This is a genomic window from Streptomyces sp. cf386 (assembly GCF_900103585.1).
Taxonomy (GTDB): domain Bacteria; phylum Actinomycetota; class Actinomycetes; order Streptomycetales; family Streptomycetaceae; genus Streptomyces.
This window is the reverse complement of record NZ_FNHV01000013.1, coordinates 140,517-165,505: the sequence shown is the minus strand read 5'-3', so window position 1 is coordinate 165,505 and position 24,989 is coordinate 140,517. Positions and strand designations below refer to the sequence as shown.

The window sequence follows — 24,989 nt, the reverse complement described above, 5'->3', positions numbered from 1 at the left end:
GAGCCAAAATCGGCGTTCTCGGTGCCAGGCTCTCAGGTATGGAAATCCTGCTCCTGCGGTCCGCCCTGGCCCCCTCCCTCATCCTTCTCGTCTCCGTCGTCGCCAGGCGTTCGGGCCCGCGTCTGGGCGGGTTGCTGCTGGGCGCGCCGACCACGTCGGGGCCGTTTCTGGCGCTCATGTGGCTGGACGGCGGGAACGCACCGGCGGCGCGTGCCGCGCACGGCAACATCGCGGCGCAACTGGCCGTCGTGTCCTTCTGCCTCGCCTACGGGCGACTCGCGCCCGCCCTCCATCCGGCGCGGACATTGACGGCGGCCCTGGCCTGCGCGGCCGGCGCCGGTGTGGTCGCGGCAGTGTGTGCGAGCGTCTGGCTCACCGCGGCCCTTACCGTGGCCGTCACCTGCGTGGGTCTGCGGACCTGGCCCGCCCCGGTGCGCACGGACCCGACTCCGGCCCGCGCCCGGGGCTGGGAGATACCGGTGCGGATGGCGGTGTCGGCCACGACGGTCCTGCTCGCGATGTTCGCCGCGGACGCGCTCGGCTCCTTCACCGGCGGCATCCTCGCCGCGCTCCCGGTGCTGCTGGCCGTGATGGCGCCCTCGACGCACCGTTCGACCGGCGCGGATGCCGCCGCCGCGATGATGCGCGCCGCGCTGACCGTCGCACCGGGCACGGTGGCCTTCCTGCTGGTGCTCCATTCGGCCTTTGTCGCTGCCGGAACCCAGTAGGGCCGCCACCCGACGGAAGGCCCGTCACGCGAACGCCCCTTGGAAGCCCTGCTGTCCGAACGCCCTCCGGGGACTTCGTCGCGCGAGCGACCCGTAGAAGCCCCGTCGCCCGGACGTCCCCCACAGGCTTCCCCTCCGCAGACCTTGGTGGAGGCCCCGCCTCCGAACGCCATCCACGCCCCGCCGTCCCCAAACCCCACCCCCCGCCACCTCGTCCTGCGCCGAGCCGTCGGCATCGTCGGTGCCGTCCTACTGCTCGCGACCACCGGAGCCGCGTCGGCACCCCACGGCGCCGTAGGGCACCCGGACGAGACCTGGTTCAGCCGCGACGCCGACATCCCCGCCCGCTACCGTCCCGCGATCGTCGCGGCCGGTACCGCATGCGCCGCGCCGCAGGTCTCCCCCGCCCTCGTCGCGGCCATGCTCAAGACCGAGAGCGGCTTCGACCCGCACCTGAGCGACCCCGCCGACGACGAATACGGGATCGCCCGCTGGACCCCCCGTGTGCTGCGGTACTACCTCCCGGAAGGGCAGCAGGGCCGCGTGCCCCGGCCCCCGCTGGACCCGGAGGTCTCCATCGCGGCGCTCGGTCTCATGCTGTGCACGCCGGCGCCGCAGTTGGAGGGGGTGGCGGGCGATCCCGTCCTCAATCTGGCCGCGGCCTACCGGACCGCCACCTGGGTCGTGCAGAAGGAGAACGGCATTCCGGTACGGGTGCGTCCGTACACGGACGCGGTCCGCGCCCACCTCCTGCGGTACGCGCCCGAGGACGGTGTCTGTCTGCCGTACGCGACGGCGGAAAGCTCGTACCCGGCCCCCTGCACATAGCGAATGCCCAGCCTGTCGGACCTCGCTAGCCTGCTCCGCATGCCCGACCACCACCGTACGCAGGCGGCACGCGACGACAGGCCCGAGGAGTCCCGGCGGGCGCGTCTGAGTCGGATCTTCGACGAGGACGCGGAGTTGTACGACCGTGCCCGCCCCGGATATCCGCCGGAACTCTTCGACGACCTGGAGGAACTCGCGGGTACCGGCCCCGGCAGTCGGGTCCTGGAGGTGGGCTGCGGGACGGGGCAGGCGACAGTGCCCCTGGCCGCGCGGGGCTGTCGGATCACGGCCGTCGAGGCGGGGCCGCGCATGGCCGAGGTCGCCCGGCGCAATCTGGCCGGGGCTGCGGCGGTGGAGGTGGTGACGGCGGAGTTCGAGGGCTGGCCGCTGCCGGTGGAGCCTTTCGACGCGCTGGTCTCGGCGACGGCCTTCCACTGGATCGACCCTGCGGTGCGGATGGTCAAGGCCGCCGACGCGCTGCGTCCGGGTGGGTGGCTCGCGGTGGTGCGCACCCAGCATGTGTGGGGCGGCACCGAGGAGTTCTTCGTCGAGGTCCAGCGCTGCTACGAACGCTTCGACCCCGATACGCCGCCCGGGCTGCGGCCTCCCGTGGCCGCCGACGTCGACTCATCGGACCATGCGGGGGAAGTGGCGCGCAGCGGGCGGTTCGGCCCGACGGTCTTCCGCCGCTACGAGCAGGACCTCACGTACACCACGGCGGACTATCTCGACGTCTTGCGGACCTACTCCGGCCACCGGGCTCTTCCGGAAGCTGCCCGGAACGGATTGTTCGCGTGCATCGCGGGCCTGATCGACAGGCGGTACGGCGGCCGGGTGACGAAGCGATATCTCATCGAGCTCGGAGTGTCGCCCCGACGGTGACGCCGTCCGTCAGTGCGATTCGCGGCTCACCTCGGAGCCGCTGGAGCCGACGAGGAAGTCCAGGTCGGCGCCGGTGTCGGCCTGGCGGACGTGGTCGACGTAGAGGCGCTCCCAGCCGCGCCGGGGGTTGGCGAATCCGGTGAGCGTGGCCTCGCTGGGCTGCCTGTGGGCGAGTTCGTCGGCGGGTACGTCGACATCGATGCGGCGGGCCTCGACGTCCAGGGTGATGAAGTCCCCGGTCCGGACGAGCGCCAAGGGGCCGCCGGCCGCCGCCTCGGGTGCCACGTGCAGGACGACCGTGCCGTACGCCGTGCCGCTCATCCGGCCGTCGCAGACCCGGACCATGTCGCGTACGCCTTGTTCGAGCAGCTTCCTCGGCAGGGGCATGTTCGAGACCTCGGGCATGCCCGGATAGCCCCTGGGCCCGCAGCCACGCAGGACGAGAACGGAGTCGGCGTCGACATCGAGTCCAGGGTCGTCGATCCGGGCGTGGAAGTCCTCGATGGAGTCGAAGACGACGGCCCTGCCGCGGTGGCGCAGCAGGTGCGGTGAGGCCGCGGCCGGTTTGACGAGCGCTCCGTCCGGCGCGAGGTTGCCCCGCAGGACCGCGATGCCGCCCTCGGCAACAAGGGGTTCGGAGCGGGTGCGGATGACCTCGCCGTCCCAGATCTCCGCGTCGTCGAGCGTGTCGACCAACGGCTTGCCGGTGACGGTCAGGGCGTCCGGGTCGAGCAGGTCGCGGACCTCGCGCAGGACGGCGAGGAGGCCTCCGGCGCGGTGGAAGTCCTCCATGAGGAACCGGCCGGCCGGCTGGAGGTCCACCAGGACGGGGACACGGGAGCCGATGCGGTCGAAGTCGTCGAGGGTGAGGTCGATGCCGAGGCGGCCCGCGATGGCCAGGAGGTGCACGACGGCGTTGGTCGAGCCGCCGATGGCGGCGAGCGCGACGATCGCGTTGTGGAAGGACGCCTTGGTGAGGAAGGTGCCCGGCCGACGGTCGGCGCCGACCATGTCCACGGCCAGCCGGCCGGTGTGGTGCGCGGCCTCCAGCAGACGGCTGTCGGGCGCGGGGGTTCCCGCCACACCGGGGACGACCGTGCCCAGCGCCTCGGCGACCAGCGCCATCGTGGAGGCGGTGCCCATGGTGTTGCAGTGACCGCGGCTGCGGATCATCGCCGACTCGGAGCGGGTGAACTGTTCCTGCGACAGCGTGCCCGCGCGGACCTCCTCCGACAACCGCCACACATCGGTGCCGCAGCCCAGCGGCTTGCCCCGGAAGGTGCCGGTGAGCATCGGGCCGCCTGGCACGACCACGGCGGGCAGGTCGACGGACGCGGCGGCCATCAGCAGCGAGGGGATCGTCTTGTCGCAGCCGCCCAACAGGATGACGCCGTCGATGGGGTTGGCCCGGAGCATCTCCTCGGTGGCCATCGCGGCCATGTTGCGCCACAGCATGGCGGTGGGCCGTACGTTCGTCTCGCCGAGCGACACCACGGGCAGGTCCAGCGGGATGCCGCCCGCCTCGTACACGCCGTCCCGCACCGAGGCGGCCACCTCGTCGAGATGCGCGTTGCACGGGGTCAGGTCGGATGCGGTGTTGGCGATGGCGATCTGCGGCCGCCCGGTGAAGGCGTCGCCCGGAACGCCTCTGCGCATCCACGCCCGGTGGATGTAGGCATTGCGGTCCTGTCCCTCGTACCACTGTGCGCTGCGCAGCCTCACCCTGGACCTCTTCCAGCAGTCGGTACGGTGGTCTACAGTCCGGAACGCCATGGAGCATACGCAGACGTACGCCGGATCGACAGACCCCGTCGGCAACCGCCCAACTGCCGCTGACAGCAGTCGAGTTGTGGGATCGGACCGGGTGCTCGCCGTCCTCAAGGAGCTGGCCCGGTATCCCGACGGTGTGGGGCTGGAGGAGCTGACCCGGGTCGTCGCCAGTCCCAAGCCGACCGTCCATCGGGCGCTCGGTGCGCTGCGCCGGGCCGGGCTGGCCGACCAGGACGCCCGTGGCCGCTATGTGCTCGGGGACGAGTTCCTGCGGATGGCGTTCGCCCATCACGAGGCCCGACCGGAGGCCGTCCGTATCCGGCCCGTGCTCGATGCGCTGGCGCACCGGTTCGGCGAGACCGCGCACTACGCGGTGCTCGACGGCCGCGAGGTCGTCTACCGCGCCAAGGTCGACCCGCCCACCGGTGCCGTCCGGCTGACGTCGACGATCGGCGGACGCAACCCCGCCCACACCACCGCCGTCGGAAAGGTCCTGCTCGCTCGGAGGTTGGGAACCGTGGAGGAGGTCGAGGCGTGGATCGGCGGCTCGCCTGCGGCTCGTCGTACGGACCGTTCCCTGTGTACGGCCGCCGCCCTGCACCAGGAGCTGACGGCCACGCGGGAGAGGGGATACGGCGTCGACGACCAGGAGAACGAGACGGGGGTCAACTGCCTCGCCCTGCCCGTCTGTCCGAACTCCCCCACTGTTCCCTCCGGGGCGGTGAGCGTGAGCGCGCTGGCCTATCGGACCCCTCTGGCGTCCCTCGTCGACGCCCTCGACGAGATCCGCGCCCTCATCGGCCCGCTCACCGAACCGCGCCACTGATGCGCGCGTTCGTGCTGACCGCCCCCCGGGCGTACGAGGTCCAGGACCTCCCCGCGCCGGTGGCCGCACCCGGTGAGGTCGTCGTCGATGTCGAGCGGGTCGGTGTGTGCGGCACCGACGTGGAGTTCTTCACCGGTGCCATGGCCTATCTCCATCAAGGGCACTCCGCCTATCCGATGCGGCCCGGTCACGAGTGGGCGGGGCGCGTTGCGGCGGTCGGCGGTGGTGTCGATCCGGGCTGGGTCGGTCGCCGCGTGATGGGTGACACGATGCTGGGCTGCGGCGGCTGTCGCCGGTGTGTCCGAGGCCGTCAGCACGTGTGCGAGAAGCGCCAGGAGGTCGGTATCCGCGGCGCGCGGGCGGGGGCGCTGGCGGAGCAACTCGCCGTGCCGGCGTCCTCGTTGCATGCCCTGCCCCACTCGGTCGACGCCGAACTCGGCGCGCTCGTGGAGCCGGGCGGCAATGCCCTGCGCGCGGCGCGGGCGACGGCCCTCGGCGCCGGGGACCGTGCTCTCGTCCTGGGGCCAGGGACGATCGGGCTCCTGGTCGCGATGTTCCTGCGGGCGGCTGGCGCCGAGGTTCATCTGCTGGACCGCGCAGGCAACTCGCCCGCGTTCGCCCACACTCTGGGCTTCGCGCACGTATGGGACGAGGACTCCCTTCCGGAGCTGCCCTTCGACGCGGTCGTCGATGCTTCGAACGCCGCCCATCTGCCGTGCAGGGCACTGGAGTTGGTCGAGCCGGGGGGCCGATTGGTGTACATCGGACTCGCCGGCGAGCCCAGCAGCATCGACACGCGTGCGCTCGTACTGAAGGACGTGACGGCGGTGGGCATCCTGTCCGCCTCTCCCGGCCTGGACGCCACCATCCGGGCCTACGCGTCCGGCGCGGTCGACCCCAGGCCCCTCGTCGCGGCCACCGTGCGCCTCGACGAGGTCGGGGCGGTCCTCGCGGGTGAACGTCCGGAGGGTGCCGGACCCGGCCCCAAGATCCATGTGGACCCTTGATCGATCTGCGGGGCTCAAGGGGCTGGCCGACCGGGGACGTTGTAATTAGGCTTACCTAAGTTCGTGTGCGTGGTGTTCGCGTTCTGTGAGTACCTCACCGCCCGGCTTCACAGGAAACCGAACCGAAGGACCACGGATGTCCCGCTCCCGCAGAGTGCCGCGGCTCGCCGCCGCGCTCGCCTCCGCCCTCCTGTTCCTCACCGCCGCCACGGCCTGCGGTGGTGAGGACTCGGACTCCGGCGCTTCGGGAGCCGACGCCGAGACGAGCGCGTCCGCGGGGGCCGCCTTCCCGGTCACCATCGCCCACAAGTACGGCCGTACGACGATCGAGTCGGAGCCGAAGCGGATCGTCACCGTCGGCCTGACCGACCAGGACGCGGTCCTCGCACTCGGCAAGGTCCCGGTCGGCACCACCGAGTGGCTGGGCGGATACAAGGGGGCCATCGGCCCGTGGGCCGAGGACAGGCCAAGCGGGGACGAGGTGCCGACCGTGCTCAAGGACACCGGCACCGGTCCGCAGGTGGAGCGGATCGCCGCGCTCCGGCCGGACCTGATCCTCGCGCTGTACGGCGGGCTCACCAAGGAGCAGTACGAGTCGCTGTCCAAGTTCGCGCCCGTGGTCGCCCAGCCCAAGGAGTACAACGACTACGGCATCCCCTGGCAGGAGTTGACCGAGAAGGTCGGCCAGGCGCTCGGCAAGCCGGAGGAGGCCGCGAAGGTCGTCCAGGACACCGAGGGCAAGATCGAGGCCGCGGCGGCGGAGCACCCCGAGTTCAAGGGGGCGAGCGCGGTGATGGCCACACCGTACGAGGGCATGTTCGTCTTCGGCAGCCAGGACCCGCGCTCGCGTCTCCTCACCGAGCTCGGCTTCACCCTCCCCAAGGATCTCGACAAGGCCATCGGGGACCGGTTCGGCGCGAACATCAGCGAGGAGCGCACCGACCTGCTCGACCAGGACGCCGTCGTCTGGATCGTCGGTGACGTCACGAAGGACACCGACAAGCTGCACAAGGACGCCTCGTACAAGGACCTGACCGTGGTGAAGGAAGGCCGCGAGGTGTTCGTCAACGAGACGAGCGATTACGGCAACGCGACGTCCTTCGTCTCCGCGCTCAGCCTGCCCTATGTGATCGAGCGGCTGGTCCCGCAGCTGACGGCGGCCGTCGACGGGAAGACGGCCACGAAGGTGGAGCAGCCCGCGTCCTGACGATGACGGGAAGCAAGGCATGGCCGGCCAAGGAAGTTGAGGAAGTTGACGTGGGGACCTCGGCGGTCCGGGCGGCGAAAGGTCCCCGCCCGGTTCTTCTGCTCGCCCTCTGTGGTGCGGCGCTTGTCGCGCTGTGCGCCCTGTCGATGGCGTTCGGTGCGCTCGGGGTCCCGCTCGACCAGGTCTGGCACACCCTGCTCGGCGACCCGCCCAACTCCCGTGTCGACAACGTGATCTGGTCCGTACGGCTGCCCCGCACCGTTCTCGGCCTCGCCACCGGGGCCGCGCTGGGCCTGTCGGGGGCGCTGATGCAGGCGCTGACCCGCAACCCGCTCGCGGATCCGGGCATCCTGGGCGTCAGCGCGGGCGCGGCCTTCGCCGTCGTCCTCTCGGTGGGTGTGCTCGGCGTCGGCTCCGTGTACGGCTATATCTGGTTCGCCTTCGCCGGAGCGCTGGCCGCGAGCATCCTCGTCTACTTCCTGGGCGGGCTCGGACGGTCGGGCACGACGCCGGTCAAACTGGCCCTGGCCGGCGTCGCCGTGACCTCTCTGCTCTTCTCACTCACCAGCGCGGTCGCCCTGACCGACCCCGATGCCCTCAACCGGTACCGGTTCTGGTCCGCGGGCTCGCTGGCCGATCAGAACGACGAAGTGGTGCTGCGGGTCCTGCCGTTCCTCGCCGTCGGCGCCCTGCTCGCGCTCGCCTGCGCCCCCGCCCTGAACAGCCTGGCGCTCGGCGACGACGTCGCGAAGTCGCTGGGGCTCAGGCTCGGCCCGGTGCGTGTGCAGGGCGTGGTGGCCGTCACGCTGCTGACCGGCGGGGCCGTGGCCGTCATCGGGCCCGTCGTCTTCGTCGGCCTGGTCGTACCGCACATCGCCCGCGTCCTCGCCCAGTCGGCCGGCATCGGCCCGGACCACCGCTGGCTGCTGCCCCTGTCGGCCGTACTGGCCCCCTGTCTGCTCCTGGCGGCCGACATCGCCGGGCGGCTCATCGCCCGCCCGGTGGAGATCCAGGCCGGCATCCTGGTCGCCTTCATCGGGGGCCCGTTCTTCATCGCACTGGTCCGCCGACGCCGACTTGCGGAGCTGTGAGCGATGACCAACGCCCTCCCTCCCGCGGAGATATGAGCCCATGACCGCCGAACTCGCCCCCGTTCCGGGCCGGAAGGACCCCGCGGACCGGCCGACATCGCGCCGTTCCGCCGGTCGGATCGCCTTCCGGCTCGCCGTGCCGCCCGTCTCCGGGGTGTTGCGGCCTCGGTCGGCGGCCGTGTGCCTGGTCCTCGCCGCGGTCGCCTTCCTGGCGTTCTGTGTGGAGACCGCCGTCGGGGACATCTCCCTCCCGCTCACCGACGTGATGCGGTCCCTGGTCGGTGCGGGCGACCCCGGCACCGAACTCATCGTCCACGAGCTGCGCCTGCCGCGTTCCCTCGCCGGGCTGCTGGTCGGCATCGCGTTCGGCGTCTCGGGTGCCCTGCTCCAGGCCATGACGCACAATCCACTGGCCAGCCCCGACATGATGGGCATCACGCAGGGCGCCGGTACGGCCGTGGTCGCCGGCATCGTGCTCGGCTGGGACGGCGGGCTGAGCACCCAGGCGCTCGGACTGCTCGGCGCGCTGACGGCGGCCCTGCTCGTGTACGCCCTGGCGTGGAAGCGGGGAACGACCGGTTACCGCATCGTCCTCGTCGGCGTGGGCATCGCCTGGATCTGCACCAGTGTGACCGACTACCTCATGGCCCGAGGCCGGCGCTTCCAGGCGCAGGCGGCGCTGGGCTGGCTGGTCGGCAACCTCAACGGCCGTACCTGGCAGCAGATCGGGCCGCTCGCGGTGACCATGGCGGTGCTCGTACCGGTGGCGTTGCTGCTCGGCCGACTGATGCGGACCCTGGAGCTCGGTGACGACGTCGCCCGGGGCCTGGGGACGCGCGTGCAGACCGTCCGGGTGGCCGTGCTGGTCGTCGCCGTCGGGCTCGTGGCGTTCGGGACGGCGACGGCGGGGCCGGTGGCGTTCGTGGCGCTGGCCGCGCCCCAGGTCGCCCAGCGCCTCGCCGGGCTCTCCTTCCCGCCGCCCGTGGCCGCCGGGCTGACCGGCGCCGTGATGGTGCTCGTGTCCGATCTGGTGGCGCGCAGACTCATCCCGGACACCGAGCTTCCGGTCGGGATCGTGACGGGTGTGCTCGGCGCGCCCGTGCTGCTGTGGCTGCTCGTCCGCGCGAACCGCGCCGGTTCAGGAGGCTGAAGAAGTGTCATCGAAGTCCCCGTGGTCGAAGTCCGAGTCGTCGAAGGACGAGACGGCATACGGCGGTGCCGGCGACGCCCCCGATCTGCGCGCCGAGGGCCTGCGGCTGGCGTACGACGACCGGGTCGTCGTCGACGGCCTCGACCTGGCCGTGCCCGCCGGCCGCATCACGGTGATCGTCGGCGCGAACGCGTGCGGCAAGTCCACCCTGCTGCGGGCGCTGGCCCGGTTGCTGGCCCCCAAGGGCGGTGCCGTCCACCTGGACGGACGCTCCATCCACTCCATCCCGACCCGGGCCCTGGCACAGCGGATCGGCATCCTGCCGCAGTCGCCGGTGGCTCCCGAGGGGCTGACCGTCATCGACCTGGTCGGACGTGGCCGCTCACCCCACCAGACGTGGTGGCGGCAGTGGTCCGCCGCCGACGAGCAGGCCGTGCACGAGGCGCTCAGCGCCACCGCGATGACCGACCTCGCCCATCGGGCCGTCGACGAACTCTCCGGTGGGCAGCGGCAGCGCGCCTGGATCGCCATGGCGGTGGCGCAGGGTACGCCGGTGATGCTGCTGGACGAGCCGACGACGTATCTCGACCTCGCCCATCAGATCGACGTCCTCGACCTGATCACCGACCTGAACCGGCAGCAGGGCCGCACCGTAGTGATGGTCCTGCACGATCTCAACCAGGCCTGCCGGTACGCCGATCACGTCGTCGCCATGAAGGCGGGCCGCGTCGTGGCGGAGGGTACTCCGACCGAGGTCGTCACCGCGGCGACGGTGGAGGAGGTCTTCGGGCTGCGGTGCGTGGTCGGCGAGGATCCGGTGAGCGGGACGCCGATGGTGGTGCCGATGGGGCGGCACCATGAGGGGACCGGCTCCGCCGTCGTCGTACCGGGTGCGTCCGGTTGATCCGGAGGCGGAACAGGTCAGTCGACGTGTGCGGAAATGGTTCGGGCGCAGACCAGGGACTCGGTGTGGGTGGTGTCCACCTCCAGGTCGTAGGACACTCCCTCGTGCACGACCTCCGCCTGCGACGCTGCCATCCCCTGGACCCGATCGCCCCGTGCGATCTCGCGGCCCGCGGCGACCGCACTGTCGCATCGGACGCCGACCCACAGCACGGTCAGACCGCCCAGGGCCTTCTGCCACCGCTGCTGCGACCCCGCTCCACCCAGGAAGACGTCGTCGATGATGATCCTGGCTCCGGCTTGTGCCATCGCGACGACGCCCTCCACCCAGGCCGCCTGCAGGGCCATGAAGTCGGGCCCGACGTTCACCGTCCCGTCCGCCGCGAACACGATCCCCGCGTCCGACGCCTGCATCTTCGCGGGCATGGCGTCGACCAGCGAGTCACACCCGAACGCCAGCCACGGATCCGGCAGTACCTCCTGCAGACACCGTACGATCCCGGACTTCCCCGAGCTGGAGCCGCCGTTGAGGATGATCACCTGAGTCGTCACGGGGGCACGGTAGGACATCTTTCGCGGGGCACAAAGCGAATACTGACGGGTCTGTCACTCCGGCCCGGGGACCGCCGGTTCAGTGGGGAGACCCACGCGGAAGATGTGGGTCTCACCGCCCATCGGCTCCCAGCCACTGTTCACTTCCACCACGGTCAGGTGGGCGGCCAGCCACTGGCCGTCGGGTGACCACGCCATTTCATAGGTCTGCAACGGGTACCAGCCCCGGCCGATCGCGTGACGGGTGACGACCTGGTGGTCACTGACCCGTTGGATGATCACCTCCAGTTTCCCCGGTGACTCTCCCGAGATTGCCAGATAGTCGCCGCCGGGGCTCACCTTCAAGGAGCGGATCTTGATGTCGTCGTTCTCGATCACCTCCAGGGTGCGACCGTCCGCCGGGTCAATCACTGAGCGCGACCTGCCCGACTGTGGGGGTGCCTCGACCGGAGTGCCTCGCACCACGTCGTATGCCAACTGTGGGCGGGGTTCCTCGTGATGACGGAGTGTGATCACCGGCTCGCCGGGCACCCACATCAGCCAAGACGAGAAGGAGTTGTCGGCGCGAGCACGGAAGCATTCACGCCAGCTGGTGGCGTCGTACACCACCAGCTCCCCTCCCTCGCTGTTGACGGCGAGGAAGCGGCCGTCGTCGGAGAACGCCAGATGGCGAGGCTCGTCTTCCCTGCTGAAGGGCTTCAGGACGGCCACGGGGTGGCGCAGGTCGGGTATCGCGGTGGCCTCGCCGGGGAGCAGCCGGTCGGCGTGAGTGGGGTAAGCGGTGGTTCGCCACCAGTCGCCGACCGTCAGGTGCTCGATCCACCGGGGGTCGGTGACCACTACGTCGTAGTCGGCCCCAACATTTGTCTCCTCGCTGAGGACGAGTTCGGCGGCGACCTCCGGGGGCAACTCGTCGAACCGGGGCTCTTCCTCCCAGGGAAAGCTGACGCGATCCTCATCATCCAGCAGCTCATCGACCTCCTCATCCGTGAGGGGGTAGTTACGCGTCGCGATTCGCTCCACACTCTCGATGAACCACCGGGTGTTGGCGTCCACCCAGGCCTCGTCAAGGCGCTGATCCCGTGTCATCACGTCACCCAGCGGCGCATCGTCCGCGGAATCGCCGAAGACGCGGAGGAAAAAGCTGGCATCGTCGGTCAACGGGGCGTGCGAGCCGGTGTCGTAGTAGACGACGGTGGAGCGCAGTCGAATGCGGCGGCTCGGCAGATCGACCGCCAACACCCGTACGCCGTACAAATCGGTCATGACGCCTTCCTCGGTGGTCTCCGTTGTCCCGCGGTCCCGGTCCCGGTGCATACGGGGGGACCGGAGACGCAATGATCACATTGACCACTGACAACCAGGCTGCGAACGCGGACTCCCCGGTCACGGAAACGCCATGACCGGGGCCCCAGGATCACCTACCGCGGAAGGTGTCGACCGCCGCTAGTTCCGGTACCGGAACACGATCCGGCCACGCGTCAGGTCGTACGGCGGGAGTTCCACCAGCACCCGGTCCTCCAGCACGATCTTGATGTAGTTCTTGCGGATCTTCCCGCTGATGTGCGCGAGCACCTGGTGGCCGTTCTCGAGCTCCACGGTGAACATGGCGCTGCGCAGGCACTCGACGACCTTGCCCTCGACTTCGATGACGTTCTTGTTCTTCGTCATCGCACCAGCTCCAGGTTGCTGCTCATCGGCCGGGCGCCGATGCCCTCGAACAGCGCCGAGGCTGCTCTGTTGGACTCCTGGACCTCGGTCCAGGCCTCGGCGAACCCGGAGCGGTGCAGCGTCCCCAGGGCGTGGGCCAGCAGCGCCCGCGCGATGCCGCGGCGCTGCTCGCCGGCCCGGACCGCGACCAGTCCGATGCGCGGCCGGATCGCCGTCACCACGCGGATCAGACCCAGGTAGCGGTCCGGCGCCGCGGCCACCGCGTATGTCGACGGGTCGACGATGGTGTCGTCTTCGGCGCGGGGAATCACCTCTGCGGGCATCGACTGCCACCACCCGACGGCCGCCTCGACTTCGTCACGGATCGCGCGGTCCACCGCCCGCAGCAGGCCCTCGTCCGCCTGCCCGGCGGGCACGATGGTGATGCCCGAAGGCGGCAGGAGTTCGTCGAGCCCTGTGACCCGTGGGTCGGTCGGCACGACGTACTCCCACTCGCGGCGCCGGATCGTGAAACCGGCCCGGTGCCAGCCGGCCGTCAGCTCGACGTCGGCTTCGTCGACCACCGTGTACAGCGGCGCCGGCAGTTCCGCGAGCATCGCCTCGGCGAGCCGGTCGAAGGTGGCGTCGTGCCAGGCGTCGATGCTGACGAACAAGCGTCCGTCGGGCCGGTGCTGCGCATGCCCGCGGCCGACCACCAGGTCGTCATCCAGCGCATGCCATTGCCTGCCCGCGACGCGCGTGATCATCACCGCGTTCTCGCTCAGGCCGGATGTGAAAGGCTTCGTGTTCATCGGAGTCTCCTCCAGGAGTGCCTCGATCTCAGGCGCTCCTGGCGACACCGAACGTCAGCCGCCGGACCGTGACGGGTTGAGGGAGCACCCACGGGTAACTGTGTTCACGGGGGCTCACCTCCATACGTCGACTTCACGGTCCGGCACGAACGTAGCAACGGGGCTCCGTCTCGCTCAACTCCTTTTCCCTGCCTCTCAGCGCCTCAGATCCGCACCGACCGCCGCGGCGACGACGCGGTCGCACTCCGACTGGGTGAAGCGGCCCTCGGACAGCCATCCGTCGGGGTCTGTCAAATGAACGGTGTAACCAGGGTGGTTGGTTACTGGCGGGCGGCTGAGAGCCGGCCGTCGACGGTGATGTCGAAGGCGTTGAGCGCGGTCTTCCACCGCATGGTCCAGCGGGCCTGGCCTTTGCCGGTGGGATCAAGCGACATGATGGCCATGTAGACGCACTTCAACGCGGCCTGCTCATTCGGGAAGTGTCCGCGGGCCTTGACCGCCCGGCGGATGCGCGCGTTGACCGACTCGATCGCGTTGGTGGTGCAGACGATGCGGCGGATCTCGGTGTCGAACCGCAGGAACGGGGTGAACTCCTCCCACGCGTTCTCCCACAGTTTCACGATCGCCGGATACTTCCGGCCCCAGGCGTCGGCGAACTCCGCGAACCGCTCCAGCGCGGCCTCCTCGGTCGGCGCTGTGTAGACAGGCTTGAGAAGCTTGGCGATCTTGTCCCAGTCCTGGCGGGCGGCATAGCGGAAAGAGTTCCGCAGCAGGTGCACCACGCAGGTCTGCACGATTGTCCTCGGCCAAACCGTTTCCACCGCCTCCGGCAGGCCCTTGAGCCCGTCGCAGACCAGCATCAGCATGTCATGGACGCCGCGGTTCTTGATCTCGGTGAGGATGTGCAGCCAGTTCTTGGCACCCTCGCCGCCGTCGCCCGCCCACAGGCCCAGGATCTCGCGCCGGCCGTCGACGGTGACGGCCAGGACCACGTAGATGGGCCGGTTGGCGACCGCGCCGTCGCGGATCTTTACGTGGATGGCGTCGATGAAGACCACCGGATAGACGGCGTCGAGAGGTCGGCTCTGCCATTCGGCCATGCTCTCGAGGACCCTGTCGGTGATCGTGGAGATGGTCTGCCGGGAGACCTCGGCGCCATAGACCTCCGCCAGGTGGGCCTGGACCTCGCCGGTGGTCAGGCCCTTCGCGGCCAGCGAGATGACCATCTCGTCGACGCCGGTCAGGCGCTTCTGCCGCTTCTTGACGATCTTCGGTTCGAAGGAGCCGTCCCGGTCGCGGGGCACGGATATCTCCACCGGTCCCACGTCGGTCAGCACGGTCTTGGAGCGTTTGCCGTTACGGGAGTTGCCGCCGTCCTTGCCTGCCGGATCGTGCTTGTCATAGTCGAGGTGATCGCTGATCTCGCCCTCCAGGGCGGACTCCAGCAGCCGCTTCGTCAACTGCTGCAGCAGCCCGCCCTCACCGGTCAACTGCAGACCCTCGGCCTGGGCACGGCTCACCAACTCGTCGATCAGCTGGTCGTCCACGGCCTTCGCCGACACAGCCGCCGCCGACTCGACAGTCTCCTGCTCAGACACGTTCTCACTGGTCATCGATGCATCTTCCATGATCGGGAGTTACACCGAACGATTTACAGTCCCAGTCCCGAACCCGGTCTTCCAGCGGTCCAACGCGAACGTCGTGTACGGCCCCGGCCACAACGGCTTCTTCAAGTCGCCGGACGGGACCGAGGACTGGATGGTCTACCACGCCAACAGCTCGGCGAGCGGCGGCTGCGACATGAACCGCTCAGCCCGGGCGCAGAAGTTCACGTGGAACGCCGACGGCACGCCGAACTTCGGTACGCCGGTGGCATTGGGCGTCCCGCTGACCGCGCCGTCGGGTGAGTAGCCGCCGTCCACTCCGGAGAGTGACAGCGGCCGAGCGGACGGCCACCAACTGGCGCCTGCTCCCGTACAGTTCGCGGCATGGACGCCGAAGCCAGCCTCGATTCGCTCCCGCACGTGCCCGGAACCCAGCGACCGGTCCCCACCGCCGATCCCGAACTCGTGAAGCGGTGGGGTTCCGCGGGGGGCGAGCTGGTCGAGCTGCTGGCCCAGGTGCGCGAGCAGACCGGCGGTGTCGCCGGGTTCCGGCTCGGGCCGGGCCTCACCGTACTCGTCACCGACCCGCAGGCGATCCAGCATGTGCTGGCCCTCCGGCCGGACCGGTACGTCAAGCGCTCCCACCGCGCCCGTCTGCTGATCGGTGACGGTCTCCTGGCCGCCACAGGTGAGGCGTGGAAGCGGCAACGCCGTTTGCTTCAGTCCCAGTTCACCGGAACCGGGATGCGCCGCTACGAACATCGGATCACCCAGGCGGCCCGGACCACCGCCGGGCGCTGGGAGGCGTACGCCCGCGCCGGACAGGGCCTCGATGTGGGGAAGGAGATGCACCGCTTCGCCCTGGACACCATCTGGCGCTCCCTCACCGGGCACCCCCTTGACGACGAGACCGCGCACGAGCTGGAGGCCGTGGAAGCAGTGGGGGCCGCCCTGCCGACGCTTCCCGCGGACGCCGACAAGGCCCGGGATGCCGTCGCGGCCGATCTCGCGCGGATCGACGCGGTCGCCGGGCGCGCCATCGAGGCCGCCCGCAGCGGGGCTGTCGGGCCCGACGGCCCGGGCCTGCTGCATCTCTTGACCGACGCCGGCGCCGAGCGCCCCGAGTACACCGACCAGCTGATCCGCGACGAGCTGGTCACGTTGCTCGCGGCCGGGCACGAGACCACCGCCACCACCCTGACCTGGCTCTATCTCCTGCTCGATCAGTACCCCGACGCCCGCGAGGAGGCACTGGCCGCCGGCGAGGAAGGCTCGGAGGAACGCCGTCGGGCCATCCAGGCCTTGGTCCACGAGACGCTCCGGCTCTACCCGTCCGCCTGGCTCCTGCCGCGCCACGCCGCCGAGGACGACACCCTCGTCGGCCACACCGTCGAGGCAGGCACCGACATCCTGGTCTGCCCGTATCTCACGCACCGCGATCCGCAGCTGTGGCCGGACCCGGAGCGCTTCGACCCGCAGCGCTTCCTCACTCCGGGCGGCCGTCCCACCCACCCGGGCGCATACCTCCCCTTCGGCATCGGCCCCCGAGCCTGCCTGGGTCTCCAGTTCGCGCTCCGCGAATCGACCGTCCTGCTCGAACACCTGCTGCCGGCCCACACCGTGACGTTCTCCTCCACCCCCGCCAAGGCGCAGTACGGCATCACCGTCCGACCGGCCGGACCCGCGCTCGCGACCTTGAAGCCCGCAGTCGTCTGATCGGTTGCACGACCCCTTTCGCTGCCACGAACGCCGTGGCATGCTCACCGCAAGACGCACACCTGAATTCCGTTCATATACATGATTCATCAATGTCATGAGCATGACTGGAGTGGTGTTCCATGCGTGTGAGATCCCGACTGGTCGTCCTGCTGCTGGCCATGGCCGCGTTGACCACGGGGGCCTCCCCCGTCGCGTCGGCCCGGACGGAGGCGCAGCACGCGCCTCGCGTCCCGCACACCGCCGTCCTGGACGGCGCCCGTCTGCACCGGACGAAGGTCCGGCTGGAGCACGGAGATCCGCAACTCCGCCGGACCGTCGAGGCGTTGAGGGCGCGTGCCGACAGATGGCTCGGGCAGGGGCCCTGGACCGTCGTCGACAAGCCGAGGCCGGCGCCCGGCGGCGATATCCACGACTACCTCAGTCAGGCTCCGTACTGGTGGCCCACCCAGGCCCCGACCCCGGAGAACCCGTGGGGATGCCCGTATGTGCAGCGCGACGGCGAGCGCAATCCCGAGGTCGACTCCGGTACCGACCGCCAGGACGTCGAGAGGACCTTCGACTCCTCCTACGACCTCTCCCTCGCCTGGTACTACACGGGCGACCGGCGGTACGCCGAGAAGGCCGGGCAGATACTGCGCACCTGGTTCCTCGATCCGGCCACCAGGATGAACCCGAACCTGAACCACGCCCAGTTCATCCCGTGCAAGTACGACGGCCGCGCCATCGGCATCATCGACTTCTCGCAGTCGTACACCAGCGTCCTCGACGCGCTCGCCCTGCTGGACACCGGCGCCCCGGGCTGGACCGCGAAGGACCGCGTCGGCATGGCGAAGTGGAACTCCGACTTCCTCGACTGGCTGCGGAACAGCGACTTCGGCAAGCAGGAGGCCGCCGCCGGCAACAACCACGGCACCTTCTACGACATGCTGCTCGCCGGGCTCGCCTACGCGACCGGCGACGAGGAGCCGGCCCGCCGCACCGTCCTGGACGCCCGGCGGGGGCGCATCGCCCCGCAGATCGCGCCCGACGGCAGCCAGCCCCAGGAGCTGACCCGGACCAGGAGTTGGCACTACTCGACGTTCGACCTGGTCGCCTACACCCGGCTCGCCGCCATCGGCCGGCACGTCGGGGTGGATCTGTGGGCGTATCAGGGACCGGAGGGACAGAGCCTGTTCAAGGCGGTGGACTATCTGCTGCCGGCCGCGACGGGAGCCGCCGCCTGGCCGCATCCGGAGCTCGAATTCCACCGGTACGCGGCGACCGACGTCGTCCACGCGGCCGCCGACGCCGGGGACAGGCGGGCGCAACGGGCCGTCCCACTGCTGGAGGAGCCGCCGGGCGGGGACCTGTGGGCCCTGCGCCCGGCGGCGGAGCAGTTGGACTCGATCGCGGGCTGACCGGTACCTCAGCCGGTCAGACCGTGGACAGGTCGATCGCCCGGTCGACGTCCTGCGGCTGGAGCACGCGCAGGATGCCCTCCAGCAGGTAGTAGTCGGCGTACGGGAGAGAGATCTCGACCCCGTCCTCGCTGGGCCGGTTGCGGGTGCAGCGGGCCACGACCGCCTCGGCGCGGGTCGAGTTCTGCGTCAGGCAGGTCTCCGACAGCGCGGTGAGCAGCCGTAGCGCCACCTCGCGGTAGGCCTGCCGACCAGTGGCAGCGGACAGGTCGAGCAGGCCGCACGCCATGATCGCGCCGGCCGAGGCGTCCTTGATGTCGTACGGCTGTTGCGGCGCACGGTAGTCCCACACGGGGACGTGGTCCGCGGTGAGCGCGCCCACCGCGAAGTCCGCGAGTCTGCGGGCGGTGGCCAGGAACTCGGGGTTTCCGGTGCGTCGGTACATGGTGGTGAACCCGTACAGGCCCCACGCCTGCCCGCGCGACCAGCAGGACGTGGGGCTGTATCCCTGGACGGTGTTCGGTCCGATCGGGGCACCGCCGGCCGGGTCGAAGTCGTACACGTGCGGGGTCGATCCGTCGGGTCGCAGGAAGACCCGCTGGGCCGTCTTCGCGTGCTCCACGGCGATGTTCAGGTACTTGTCGTCACCGGTCTGACCGCTCGCGAACGCCAGCAGGTCGAGGTTCATCATCGTGTCGATGATGACCCGGCCGGCGTTCCGCTCGTCGTTCAGCGCACCCCACGCCCTGATGAAGCGCCCGCGCGGGTTGTAGCGCTGGATCAACGAGTCGGCCGCCCGCAGGGCCCCGGCCCGCCAGGCCTGGTCGCCCGTCAGTCGCCAGGCCGTGACCCAGGACGGGTAGAAGAGGAACCCGAGGTCGTGGGTGCCGGTGTCGTACTGGCGCGGGGCCAGCTTCTCGGCCGACGCAAGTGCCCAGCCGCGGAAGGCGTCTTCCTTGCTGTAGAGCCATGCCATCCACAGCGTGCCCGGCCAGAACCCGCCGACCCAGTCGCCGTTCTGCGAGTAGACCCACTTCTCGAACTTCGTGCCGACGGGGAAGGCGGTCACGGTCGGTGCGACGGTGCGGACCTTGTCGACGGCGTAGTCGGCCGCCGCGCGGAGCTTTCGCAGGGTCGGTGCCGGTGTCCTTGCGGTGGTCGCGTCCGCCGCCACGGCCGGTGTCGACGCGGCGGTCACCGCAGCGACACCGGCCGCCGAAGCCAGCACAGTACGCCGGGAAACACTCATGCTGATCCCTCCAACTGGTCATCGGGGGAAAGGAGTTGACCGAGCCTTGCATGTCCGGCGCATCGATGTACACCCACGTGAGTAATGTTCATGCATGTGAACATTGTGGATGTGGGGGCGTTCAGCGATAGCAGGTGGTGACGCCCGGTTTCCACGGACAGGCGATCCCGGCGAAGCCTCCGTTGGCGAGGACATCGACGACCAGCGTGTCGCCGCCGCGCAGCACCCGCCGGTCCTGCACGAGCCCGTCGGCGCCGTCCCGGACGGTCTCGACCAGCCATCGTCCGGACCCGATCGCCAGTGGCACCTCGGCCGTGCGCGCGGCCCCTGCGTACACCCCGCCCAGGAACCAGCGGTCGCCGCTGCGGCGGGCGAGCACCGCTTCCTGTCCGGGCTGTCCGGCGAGCAGGCGGGTGTCGTCCCAGGCGGCGGGGACCTGGTCGAAGTAGGCGCGGGCGAGCGGGCGGGCGTCGTACGACTCGGGTGTGCCCGCGAACATCTGCAGGCCCGACTCGTAGGCGACGGTGAGCCCGACCTCGGCCGCGTCGGTGTTGGGGCGCAGGCCGACGCGCTGGAAGGCGCCGGGTGTGAAGTCCATGGAGCCGATGACGTTGCGGGTTAAGGGGCAGGGTGGCGAGGTGGGCGGCGGTGTTGGTCCGCTTCTCCTCTCCGGCGACGCCCTCCAGGGTCATGACGTGCGGCCAGGTGCGCTGGATGCCCTTGGGGATCGTGGAGCCATGGAAGTCGATCATGAGGTGGTGGGCGGCGGTCTCCGCGAGGACGGCGTCGTACCACTGGAGCATGGGCTGCGCCTCGGAGTCCATGAAGTCGATCTTGACGCCCTTGACGCCCCACCGCTCCAGGGTGGGCAGCCATTGGGCGCGCTCCTCGGGGGTGTCGAGGTCGCGCTGGTGGATCCAGACGATGATGCCGACGCCCTTGGCACGCCCGTACTCGACGAGTTCCGGGAGCCAGCTGTTGGTCTGCCAGTTCGGGTCGGTGGTGTCCCACGCGTCGGCCTTGAAGTACCAGCCGGCGTCGACGGCCTCGTAGGGCCAGTTCCGCTCGGCGGCGTAGTCGACGTAGGCCTTCTGCGCCGCGAGGCTCTGCCCGGCCGGTCGGCCACCGGCGAGCCAGGTCCACAGCACCGTGCCGGGCCGGATCCAGGAGGTGTCGGCGACCTTGGAGGAGGGCGCGAGGTCGTCGGTGAAGGTGGAGCGGGTGACGGTGGCGAGGTCGCCGGTGACCATGGCCCGCCAGGGGGTGGTGAGGGCGCCGTCGGTGCGGATGCGGTCGTCGGCGAGCTTGATCCGGTAGGTGCCGGTGCCCTGGTCGTGGGCGAGGCGGGCGCCGGAGTAGGCGCCGGTGAGGTCGGACTCGGCGAGCAGGGTGTAGCCGCCGTCGGTCGCGAAGAGCGCCTGGTCGGAGTACTCGCCGGTGGGCGCGGTCGCCGCCGTGTACTGGGTGAACTGGCCCTCGTTGTCGACCCGGTAGGTGCTGAGCCATGCACCCGCGTCCGGCTGCAGGTTGAACGCGGAGGTCTCGCCGAGCACGTCGCCGCCGCCCGCGGGCAGGACGTATCGATAGGCCACCCCGTCGGCGGAGGCACGGACGACGAGGTCGAGGCGGGCGCCGGCGGCCGTGGCGAAGGTCAGCCGGGTCTCGTTCATGCGCACCCGGCGGTCGAGCCGTTTCCCGGACTTCGTCCGGTACCGCTCGTCGATCGTGCGGTCCTTGCGGTGCAGGAAGCGCAACCCCTTGGACAGGTCGGCCCGTTCGGTGACGACGCCGACGGGCGACGGTTCGATGACCGTACGGCCGTCGCGTGACACCGAGAGGCTGAGCGTGCCGGTGGCGTCGTCCAGGGATATCCGGGCGCGGGGTGCGTGCGGCGCCTCGGAGACGGTCCAGATCTGGTCGTGCTGTTCGGCCCGTGCGGGGGCCGTCGTGAGGAGTGCGGCGGTCAGGCCGGCGCAGAGCGCGGCGACCGCGGTTCTGGTCGGAACAGCCATGAGAACCCTCCGAGATGTGTGGCCTGGGGAGTGGTCTGAGGTGTGGCCTTTTACGGCAGTCCCCAGGCCGCGCCCGGTTCGCTGACCGCTACGGGCGCGATGACCAGGTCGGGGCGGGAACCGGAGTGGACGAGGACCTCGCGGCCTCGGGGCAGGTCGATGGCGAGGGTGCCGTCGCCCAGGTCGTCGGTGCGGGCCGGGGTGCCGTCGTCCAGGAGTACGGTGAGGGCGCCGCCGAGGCCGTGGCGGAGCTTGAGCGGCTCGCCCGCCAGGCTCCTGACCCGGATGAACCGCGTCTCCCCCGCCTCGCGGACGGCACTGATCAGGAAGGCGCCCTGGGTGCGGAAGTTGTGCAGGGTGACGTCGGCCCAGTCGGACGCAACGGCCGGGAAGACCCGGATCACACCGCCCCAGCTCTGGCAGAACATGTCGTGCAGGGACTGCGAGGCGGACAGGGGTGTCTCGATGACCGGACCGGCTTCGGTGTAGTGCGTGTTGGCCTGGCACGGGTAGCGGGTGCCGGTGTCGAAGAACTTCCGCAGGTAGGTGATCGCGGTGTCGCCGTCGCCGGTCATCGCGTGGATGGACGCGGCCCCGGTGTAGCTGTAGCCCCGGTGGGCGCCGGTCAGTGCGTGCCAGTGGGTGACGGACTTCGTGATGAGGTCGCGGTTCTCCGGCTGGTCCCAGTTGACCAGGTACAGCGGGTACACCATCAGCAGGTGGGAGTAGTGGCGGTGGGACTGTGCGTACGGGGTGTCGGCGCCGATCATGAAGCCGTTGTCGTCGACCGGGTACGGAGTGAGTCTGGCCAGGACCTCCTGCCAGCGCGGGATCAACTCATCGTCGAGGCCGAGGAGTTCGGCCGACTCGATGAGCGTCCGGCAGCCCCAGCGGATCAGGGCCAGGTCGTAGTTGGTGTCCTGCGGCGGCACGACGGGGTACTCGGGCGAGAGGGTGCTCGGCAGGTGGAGCCTGCCGTCGCTGCCCGGGGTGAGGAAGTGCAGGTAGTAGTTGATCGCGCGGCGCAGCACCGGGTAGATGGTGTCGCGGAGCAGGGCCTTGTCCATGGAGTGCCGGTAGGACAGCCAGGCGTTGTGCAGCGCCCAGGTGAGGTCGCCGGTCTCGGCTCCGGTGCCGGGTCGGCCCACGCTCCGGTTGGCGAACATGTCGGAGCTGCGGCCGACGCCGGAGCTGTCCGAGCGGTAGGCGACGGGCACGTTGGCGATGAGCTGTTCCTGGTTCTGGCGCAGGGTGGTGGCCAGGGCGTCCAGTTCCAGGTGGTTGGAGCCGTGGATGAGCCAGTACTCCAGTTGGATGTTGAGGTTCCACCAGACCGCGGGCCAGGGTGTGGGCTCCAGCCAGGGCCCGCAGGTGGCCATCACGGGGCCGCCGGCGCGGCTGGCGGAGGCGACCTTGTAGAGCTGGATCCAGTGGAAACTCTGCAACCGCTGGTCGGGGAACGAGACGAAGCTCTTCTGGTAGAACGCGTGCCACCAGTTGGTGTGCCGTCGTCTGAGGGCGCCGTACGACGTCGCGCGCCGGAGGCTGCGCAGCGAGTCGGCCTCGGCGGCGGTGTCCGAGGGGAAGCTGTGTCCGACGCTCAGCAACAGGTCGTCGCCGGTGCGGCGATACGCGGTGGCTGTTTGGCCGCCGCCGGTGAGGGGTTGGAGCACCTGCTCGGTGCCGTCGGGGGTGGTCCTGGTGGTCCAGGGCGGGTTGGCGGTGTAGCCCGCGGGCGGGGCCTCGCTGATCTTGCGGGGGCTGATGGCCTCCTCGGGGTGGAACGTCCAGACGACGCGTTCGTCGCCGTCGGCCGTCGCGTGGACGGCCAGGACCTCTTCATGGATGAGGGCGGAGAGGGTGAGTTCGCCGGCGGTGGTGGTGACGGTGCCGGTGAGCTCGGCGTCCCACAGGCTCAGCCGCCAGTCGACGGAGACGATGTGGCCGACCGGGTCGAGCGTGAGGTGCCCGACCGGGAGACGGCAGGTGCCCCAGCCACTGCCGAACTCCGGCCGGTGATCCTGGACTCGGCCGTGCTGGACCGTGAAGCGGATCCGGTTGGCGCCCGGCTCCTGGTAGACCATGCTGCCGAGCAGTCCGTCACCGAGGAACGGGCCCTCGTACCAGCGGGTCGGCAGCCTGCTCCACAGCAGATCCTGGCCGCGCAGGAACCTCGCCCAGGCGCCGTCGGTCGTCATGGTGTCGCGCAGTCTCCAGGGGCGTGCGGCGCCCCCTGCCACCGAGCCTTCGGCGACGGACGGCACCGTTCGTAACGGCTCTTCGGCGTGGGCGGTCCCGGGCAGGGCTGCCGCTGCCGCGCCGCCCAGGGCGGTGCCGAGTACGGCTCTGCGGGGCATCGGCGAGCGTTTGTCCGGCTGAGAGGTCATCGTTGTCCTCCAGACCTGATGGGTCGTCGATACATCGGATGCGTCTGATACATCGGGTGTATCTGGGGAACGTAGGCAGCTTGCGTGCACCTGTCAACGACTCGGTAAGTGAAGGAAACTACCGATCGGTTGGCTGAGTTGGAGCCCACGCACCCATCAGCACCGATCGCCCGGAGCCCGATGCATCCGATGTATTGGAATGAGGACCGGCCTACCGCCCCTGCTCGGCCCACTCCCGTACCGAGAGCGCGAGCAGCGCCTCCATCTCCTGCGGGTCGGGCAGGGGGCCGTGGTCTCCCGTGACCCGGAGGGCGGAGGCGGCGGTGAGATGGCCCAGCCGCAGGGCCCGGGTCGTGGTCGTGCCCCGCAGCAGGCCCGCGAGGAAACCGGCCGCGAACGCGTCACCGGCACCGACGGCCTCGACCACCGTCACGCGCGGCGTCGGCACGGTGTGGACGCCCTCGCCGGTGAACGCGGTCGCGTCGTTGGCACCGTCCTTGACGACGAGGATGTGGGGACGGGGCAGGAGCGCCCGTACGTCCGCCGAGGTCAGCCGCTCGCCCCACAGGGCCTGCGCCTCGTCCAGGCCGACGAAGACGATGTCGGCCCGGTCGGCCAGTTCGCGCAGCACGGCCGGGGCCGACCCGTCCGGCCAGAGGGCGGCTCGGTGGTTGACGTCGAAGCTCACCGCGTAGGGGCGTGCGCCGGGCTCGTCGGCCAGGGCCCGGGTCACCAGTTGACGGCACGAAGCGGACAGGGCCGGGGTGATGCCGGTCAGGTGCACCAGAGACGCGGTGCGCACGGGCGGGCCGTCCAGTGCCTCGGGGCCGAGGGCGGAGGCGGCCGAGCCGCGCCGGTAGTAGTGCACGCGTGTCCCGTCCGGGGCCGGGTCCTTGACCAGCAGGCCGGTCGGGCGGTGGGGGTCGGTGCGCACCTGCGACACATCGACGCCGGCGGCGGCAACGGTGGCGCGCACCCGGTGTCCCAGGGGATCGTCACCGAGCGCCGAGAGCCAGGCGACGGGGATGCCGTGGTCGGCCAGATACATGGCAACGTTCGACTCGGCCCCCGCCACGGACAACCGCAGGTGTGCCGCGTCCAGCAGAGGGCTCGGCGGGTCGGGGGCCAACGCCGCCATGGTCTCGCCGACGCAGACGACCGGGCCGGGGGCGGGGCGCCACGGGTCGGGCATGCCGGGGTCCCGGTGCGCGGCGG

20 protein-coding genes and 2 pseudogenes are annotated in these 24,989 nt (G+C 70.5%); 12 read left to right on the top strand and 10 right to left on the bottom strand.

Features of this window, described 5'->3' with window-relative positions; translation table 11 throughout:
- The first annotated feature begins 38 nt into the window (after positions 1-38).
- From BLU79_RS30785 to BLU79_RS30775, 3 genes are all read left to right on the top strand, one after another.
- Positions 39-728 carry a hypothetical protein gene (locus BLU79_RS30785; protein WP_093909206.1) on the top strand — a complete coding sequence of 230 codons (690 nt, stop codon included), beginning with the start codon at positions 39-41 and terminating at the stop codon, positions 726-728.
- 147 nt (positions 729-875) lie between these two features.
- Complete coding sequence (locus BLU79_RS30780) at positions 876-1,556, top strand: lysozyme family protein (protein ID WP_093909205.1); 681 nt, start codon at positions 876-878, stop codon at positions 1,554-1,556.
- A gap of 39 nt (positions 1,557-1,595) precedes the next feature.
- Positions 1,596-2,438 (top strand): class I SAM-dependent methyltransferase, encoded by an 843-nt coding sequence (locus BLU79_RS30775; RefSeq protein ID WP_093909345.1) that lies wholly within the window; start codon positions 1,596-1,598, stop codon positions 2,436-2,438.
- A 9-nt stretch (positions 2,439-2,447) separates the two neighbouring features.
- Here the strand turns inward: BLU79_RS30775 and BLU79_RS30770 are convergent, their stop codons facing one another.
- Positions 2,448-4,160, bottom strand: coding sequence for an IlvD/Edd family dehydratase (locus BLU79_RS30770; protein WP_093909204.1), 1,713 nt, complete (start codon positions 4,158-4,160; stop codon positions 2,448-2,450).
- Between the two features lie 49 nt (positions 4,161-4,209).
- Between BLU79_RS30770 and BLU79_RS30765 the strand changes: the two genes are divergently transcribed.
- The 6 genes from BLU79_RS30765 (at position 4,210) to BLU79_RS30740 (ending at position 10,393) form a co-directional block, all read left to right on the top strand.
- Positions 4,210-5,034 (top strand): IclR family transcriptional regulator, encoded by an 825-nt coding sequence (locus BLU79_RS30765; RefSeq protein ID WP_093909203.1) that lies wholly within the window; start codon positions 4,210-4,212, stop codon positions 5,032-5,034.
- The gene (locus BLU79_RS30760; RefSeq protein ID WP_093909202.1) at positions 5,034-6,041 is read left to right on the top strand and encodes a zinc-dependent alcohol dehydrogenase; all 1,008 of its coding nucleotides are present in this window, start codon (positions 5,034-5,036) and stop codon (positions 6,039-6,041) included. The genes BLU79_RS30765 and BLU79_RS30760 overlap by 1 nt, the downstream gene beginning before the upstream one ends.
- Positions 6,042-6,177: 136 nt before the next feature.
- Positions 6,178-7,248, top strand: coding sequence for an iron-siderophore ABC transporter substrate-binding protein (locus BLU79_RS30755; RefSeq protein WP_093909201.1), 1,071 nt, complete (start codon positions 6,178-6,180; stop codon positions 7,246-7,248).
- A gap of 50 nt (positions 7,249-7,298) precedes the next feature.
- Positions 7,299-8,339 carry a FecCD family ABC transporter permease gene (locus BLU79_RS30750; protein WP_093909200.1) on the top strand — a complete coding sequence of 347 codons (1,041 nt, stop codon included), beginning with the start codon at positions 7,299-7,301 and terminating at the stop codon, positions 8,337-8,339.
- A 40-nt stretch (positions 8,340-8,379) separates the two neighbouring features.
- On the top strand, positions 8,380-9,489 hold the full coding sequence (locus BLU79_RS30745; RefSeq protein ID WP_093909199.1) for a FecCD family ABC transporter permease: 1,110 nt from the start codon (positions 8,380-8,382) through the stop codon (positions 9,487-9,489).
- Between the two features lie 85 nt (positions 9,490-9,574).
- Positions 9,575-10,393 (top strand): ABC transporter ATP-binding protein, encoded by an 819-nt coding sequence (locus BLU79_RS30740; protein ID WP_093909344.1) that lies wholly within the window; start codon positions 9,575-9,577, stop codon positions 10,391-10,393.
- Between the two features lie 17 nt (positions 10,394-10,410).
- Here BLU79_RS30740 and cpt read toward each other — a convergent pair whose 3' ends face one another.
- From cpt to BLU79_RS30715, 5 genes are all read right to left on the bottom strand, one after another.
- A complete protein-coding gene (cpt, locus tag BLU79_RS30735; RefSeq protein WP_093909343.1) occupies positions 10,411-10,944 on the bottom strand; it encodes a chloramphenicol phosphotransferase CPT in 534 nt (177 codons plus the stop codon).
- A 54-nt stretch (positions 10,945-10,998) separates the two neighbouring features.
- Complete coding sequence (locus BLU79_RS30730) at positions 10,999-12,186, bottom strand: WD40 repeat domain-containing protein (RefSeq protein ID WP_256333524.1); 1,188 nt, start codon at positions 12,184-12,186, stop codon at positions 10,999-11,001.
- A 204-nt stretch (positions 12,187-12,390) separates the two neighbouring features.
- Positions 12,391-12,615, bottom strand: a complete 225-nt coding sequence (gene infA, locus BLU79_RS30725; protein WP_093909198.1) for a translation initiation factor IF-1 — start codon at positions 12,613-12,615, stop codon at positions 12,391-12,393.
- Complete coding sequence (locus BLU79_RS30720) at positions 12,612-13,406, bottom strand: GNAT family N-acetyltransferase (protein ID WP_093909197.1); 795 nt, start codon at positions 13,404-13,406, stop codon at positions 12,612-12,614. The genes infA and BLU79_RS30720 overlap by 4 nt, the downstream gene beginning before the upstream one ends.
- Positions 13,407-13,726: 320 nt before the next feature.
- On the bottom strand, positions 13,727-15,019 hold the full coding sequence (locus BLU79_RS30715) for an IS256 family transposase (protein ID WP_093909196.1): 1,293 nt from the start codon (positions 15,017-15,019) through the stop codon (positions 13,727-13,729).
- 43 nt (positions 15,020-15,062) lie between these two features.
- Here BLU79_RS30715 and BLU79_RS30710 point away from each other — a divergent pair.
- The 3 genes and pseudogenes from BLU79_RS30710 to BLU79_RS30700 form a co-directional block, all read left to right on the top strand.
- A pseudogene (locus BLU79_RS30710) lies at positions 15,063-15,317 on the top strand (family 43 glycosylhydrolase); the annotation flags it as partial.
- A 77-nt stretch (positions 15,318-15,394) separates the two neighbouring features.
- Complete coding sequence (locus tag BLU79_RS30705) at positions 15,395-16,726, top strand: cytochrome P450 (RefSeq protein ID WP_093909195.1); 1,332 nt, start codon at positions 15,395-15,397, stop codon at positions 16,724-16,726.
- A gap of 122 nt (positions 16,727-16,848) precedes the next feature.
- Positions 16,849-18,126 (top strand): alginate lyase family protein, encoded by a 1,278-nt coding sequence (locus BLU79_RS30700; protein WP_093909194.1) that lies wholly within the window; start codon positions 16,849-16,851, stop codon positions 18,124-18,126.
- A gap of 16 nt (positions 18,127-18,142) precedes the next feature.
- On the opposite strand, the gene BLU79_RS30695 is transcribed toward BLU79_RS30700, so the two are convergent.
- The 4 genes and pseudogenes from BLU79_RS30695 to BLU79_RS30680 form a co-directional block, all read right to left on the bottom strand.
- Positions 18,143-19,375, bottom strand: a complete 1,233-nt coding sequence (locus BLU79_RS30695) for a glycoside hydrolase family 88 protein (protein WP_093909193.1) — start codon at positions 19,373-19,375, stop codon at positions 18,143-18,145.
- Positions 19,376-19,496: 121 nt separating this feature from the next.
- A pseudogene (locus BLU79_RS30690) lies at positions 19,497-21,387 on the bottom strand (glycoside hydrolase family 97 catalytic domain-containing protein).
- Positions 21,388-21,437: 50 nt separating this feature from the next.
- Positions 21,438-23,774 (bottom strand): glycosyl hydrolase family 95 catalytic domain-containing protein, encoded by a 2,337-nt coding sequence (locus tag BLU79_RS30685; RefSeq protein WP_177001244.1) that lies wholly within the window; start codon positions 23,772-23,774, stop codon positions 21,438-21,440.
- Between the two features lie 211 nt (positions 23,775-23,985).
- Positions 23,986-24,966, bottom strand: coding sequence for a sugar kinase (locus BLU79_RS30680; protein ID WP_093909340.1), 981 nt, complete (start codon positions 24,964-24,966; stop codon positions 23,986-23,988).
- Positions 24,967-24,989: the final 23 nt, after the last annotated feature.

What these genes read in the sequence shown, in the direction of transcription:
- BLU79_RS30720 (WP_093909197.1), bottom strand. Translation starts at nt 13,406, where the DNA reads ATGAACACGAAGCCTTTCACATCCGGCCTGAGCGAGAACGCGGTGATG.
- BLU79_RS30785 (WP_093909206.1), top strand. Translation starts at nt 39, where the DNA reads ATGGAAATCCTGCTCCTGCGGTCCGCCCTGGCCCCCTCCCTCATCCTT.
- BLU79_RS30755 (WP_093909201.1), top strand. Translation starts at nt 6,178, where the DNA reads ATGTCCCGCTCCCGCAGAGTGCCGCGGCTCGCCGCCGCGCTCGCCTCC.
- BLU79_RS30715 (WP_093909196.1), bottom strand. Translation starts at nt 15,019, where the DNA reads ATGACCAGTGAGAACGTGTCTGAGCAGGAGACTGTCGAGTCGGCGGCG.
- BLU79_RS30680 (WP_093909340.1), bottom strand. Translation starts at nt 24,966, where the DNA reads ATGCCCGACCCGTGGCGCCCCGCCCCCGGCCCGGTCGTCTGCGTCGGC.
- BLU79_RS30700 (WP_093909194.1), top strand. Translation starts at nt 16,849, where the DNA reads ATGCGTGTGAGATCCCGACTGGTCGTCCTGCTGCTGGCCATGGCCGCG.
- BLU79_RS30685 (WP_177001244.1), bottom strand. Translation starts at nt 23,774, where the DNA reads ATGACCTCTCAGCCGGACAAACGCTCGCCGATGCCCCGCAGAGCCGTA.
- BLU79_RS30745 (WP_093909199.1), top strand. Translation starts at nt 8,380, where the DNA reads ATGACCGCCGAACTCGCCCCCGTTCCGGGCCGGAAGGACCCCGCGGAC.
- BLU79_RS30705 (WP_093909195.1), top strand. Translation starts at nt 15,395, where the DNA reads ATGGACGCCGAAGCCAGCCTCGATTCGCTCCCGCACGTGCCCGGAACC.
- BLU79_RS30765 (WP_093909203.1), top strand. Translation starts at nt 4,210, where the DNA reads ATGGAGCATACGCAGACGTACGCCGGATCGACAGACCCCGTCGGCAAC.
- infA (WP_093909198.1), bottom strand. Translation starts at nt 12,615, where the DNA reads ATGACGAAGAACAAGAACGTCATCGAAGTCGAGGGCAAGGTCGTCGAG.
- BLU79_RS30775 (WP_093909345.1), top strand. Translation starts at nt 1,596, where the DNA reads ATGCCCGACCACCACCGTACGCAGGCGGCACGCGACGACAGGCCCGAG.
- BLU79_RS30695 (WP_093909193.1), bottom strand. Translation starts at nt 19,375, where the DNA reads ATGAGTGTTTCCCGGCGTACTGTGCTGGCTTCGGCGGCCGGTGTCGCT.
- BLU79_RS30760 (WP_093909202.1), top strand. Translation starts at nt 5,034, where the DNA reads ATGCGCGCGTTCGTGCTGACCGCCCCCCGGGCGTACGAGGTCCAGGAC.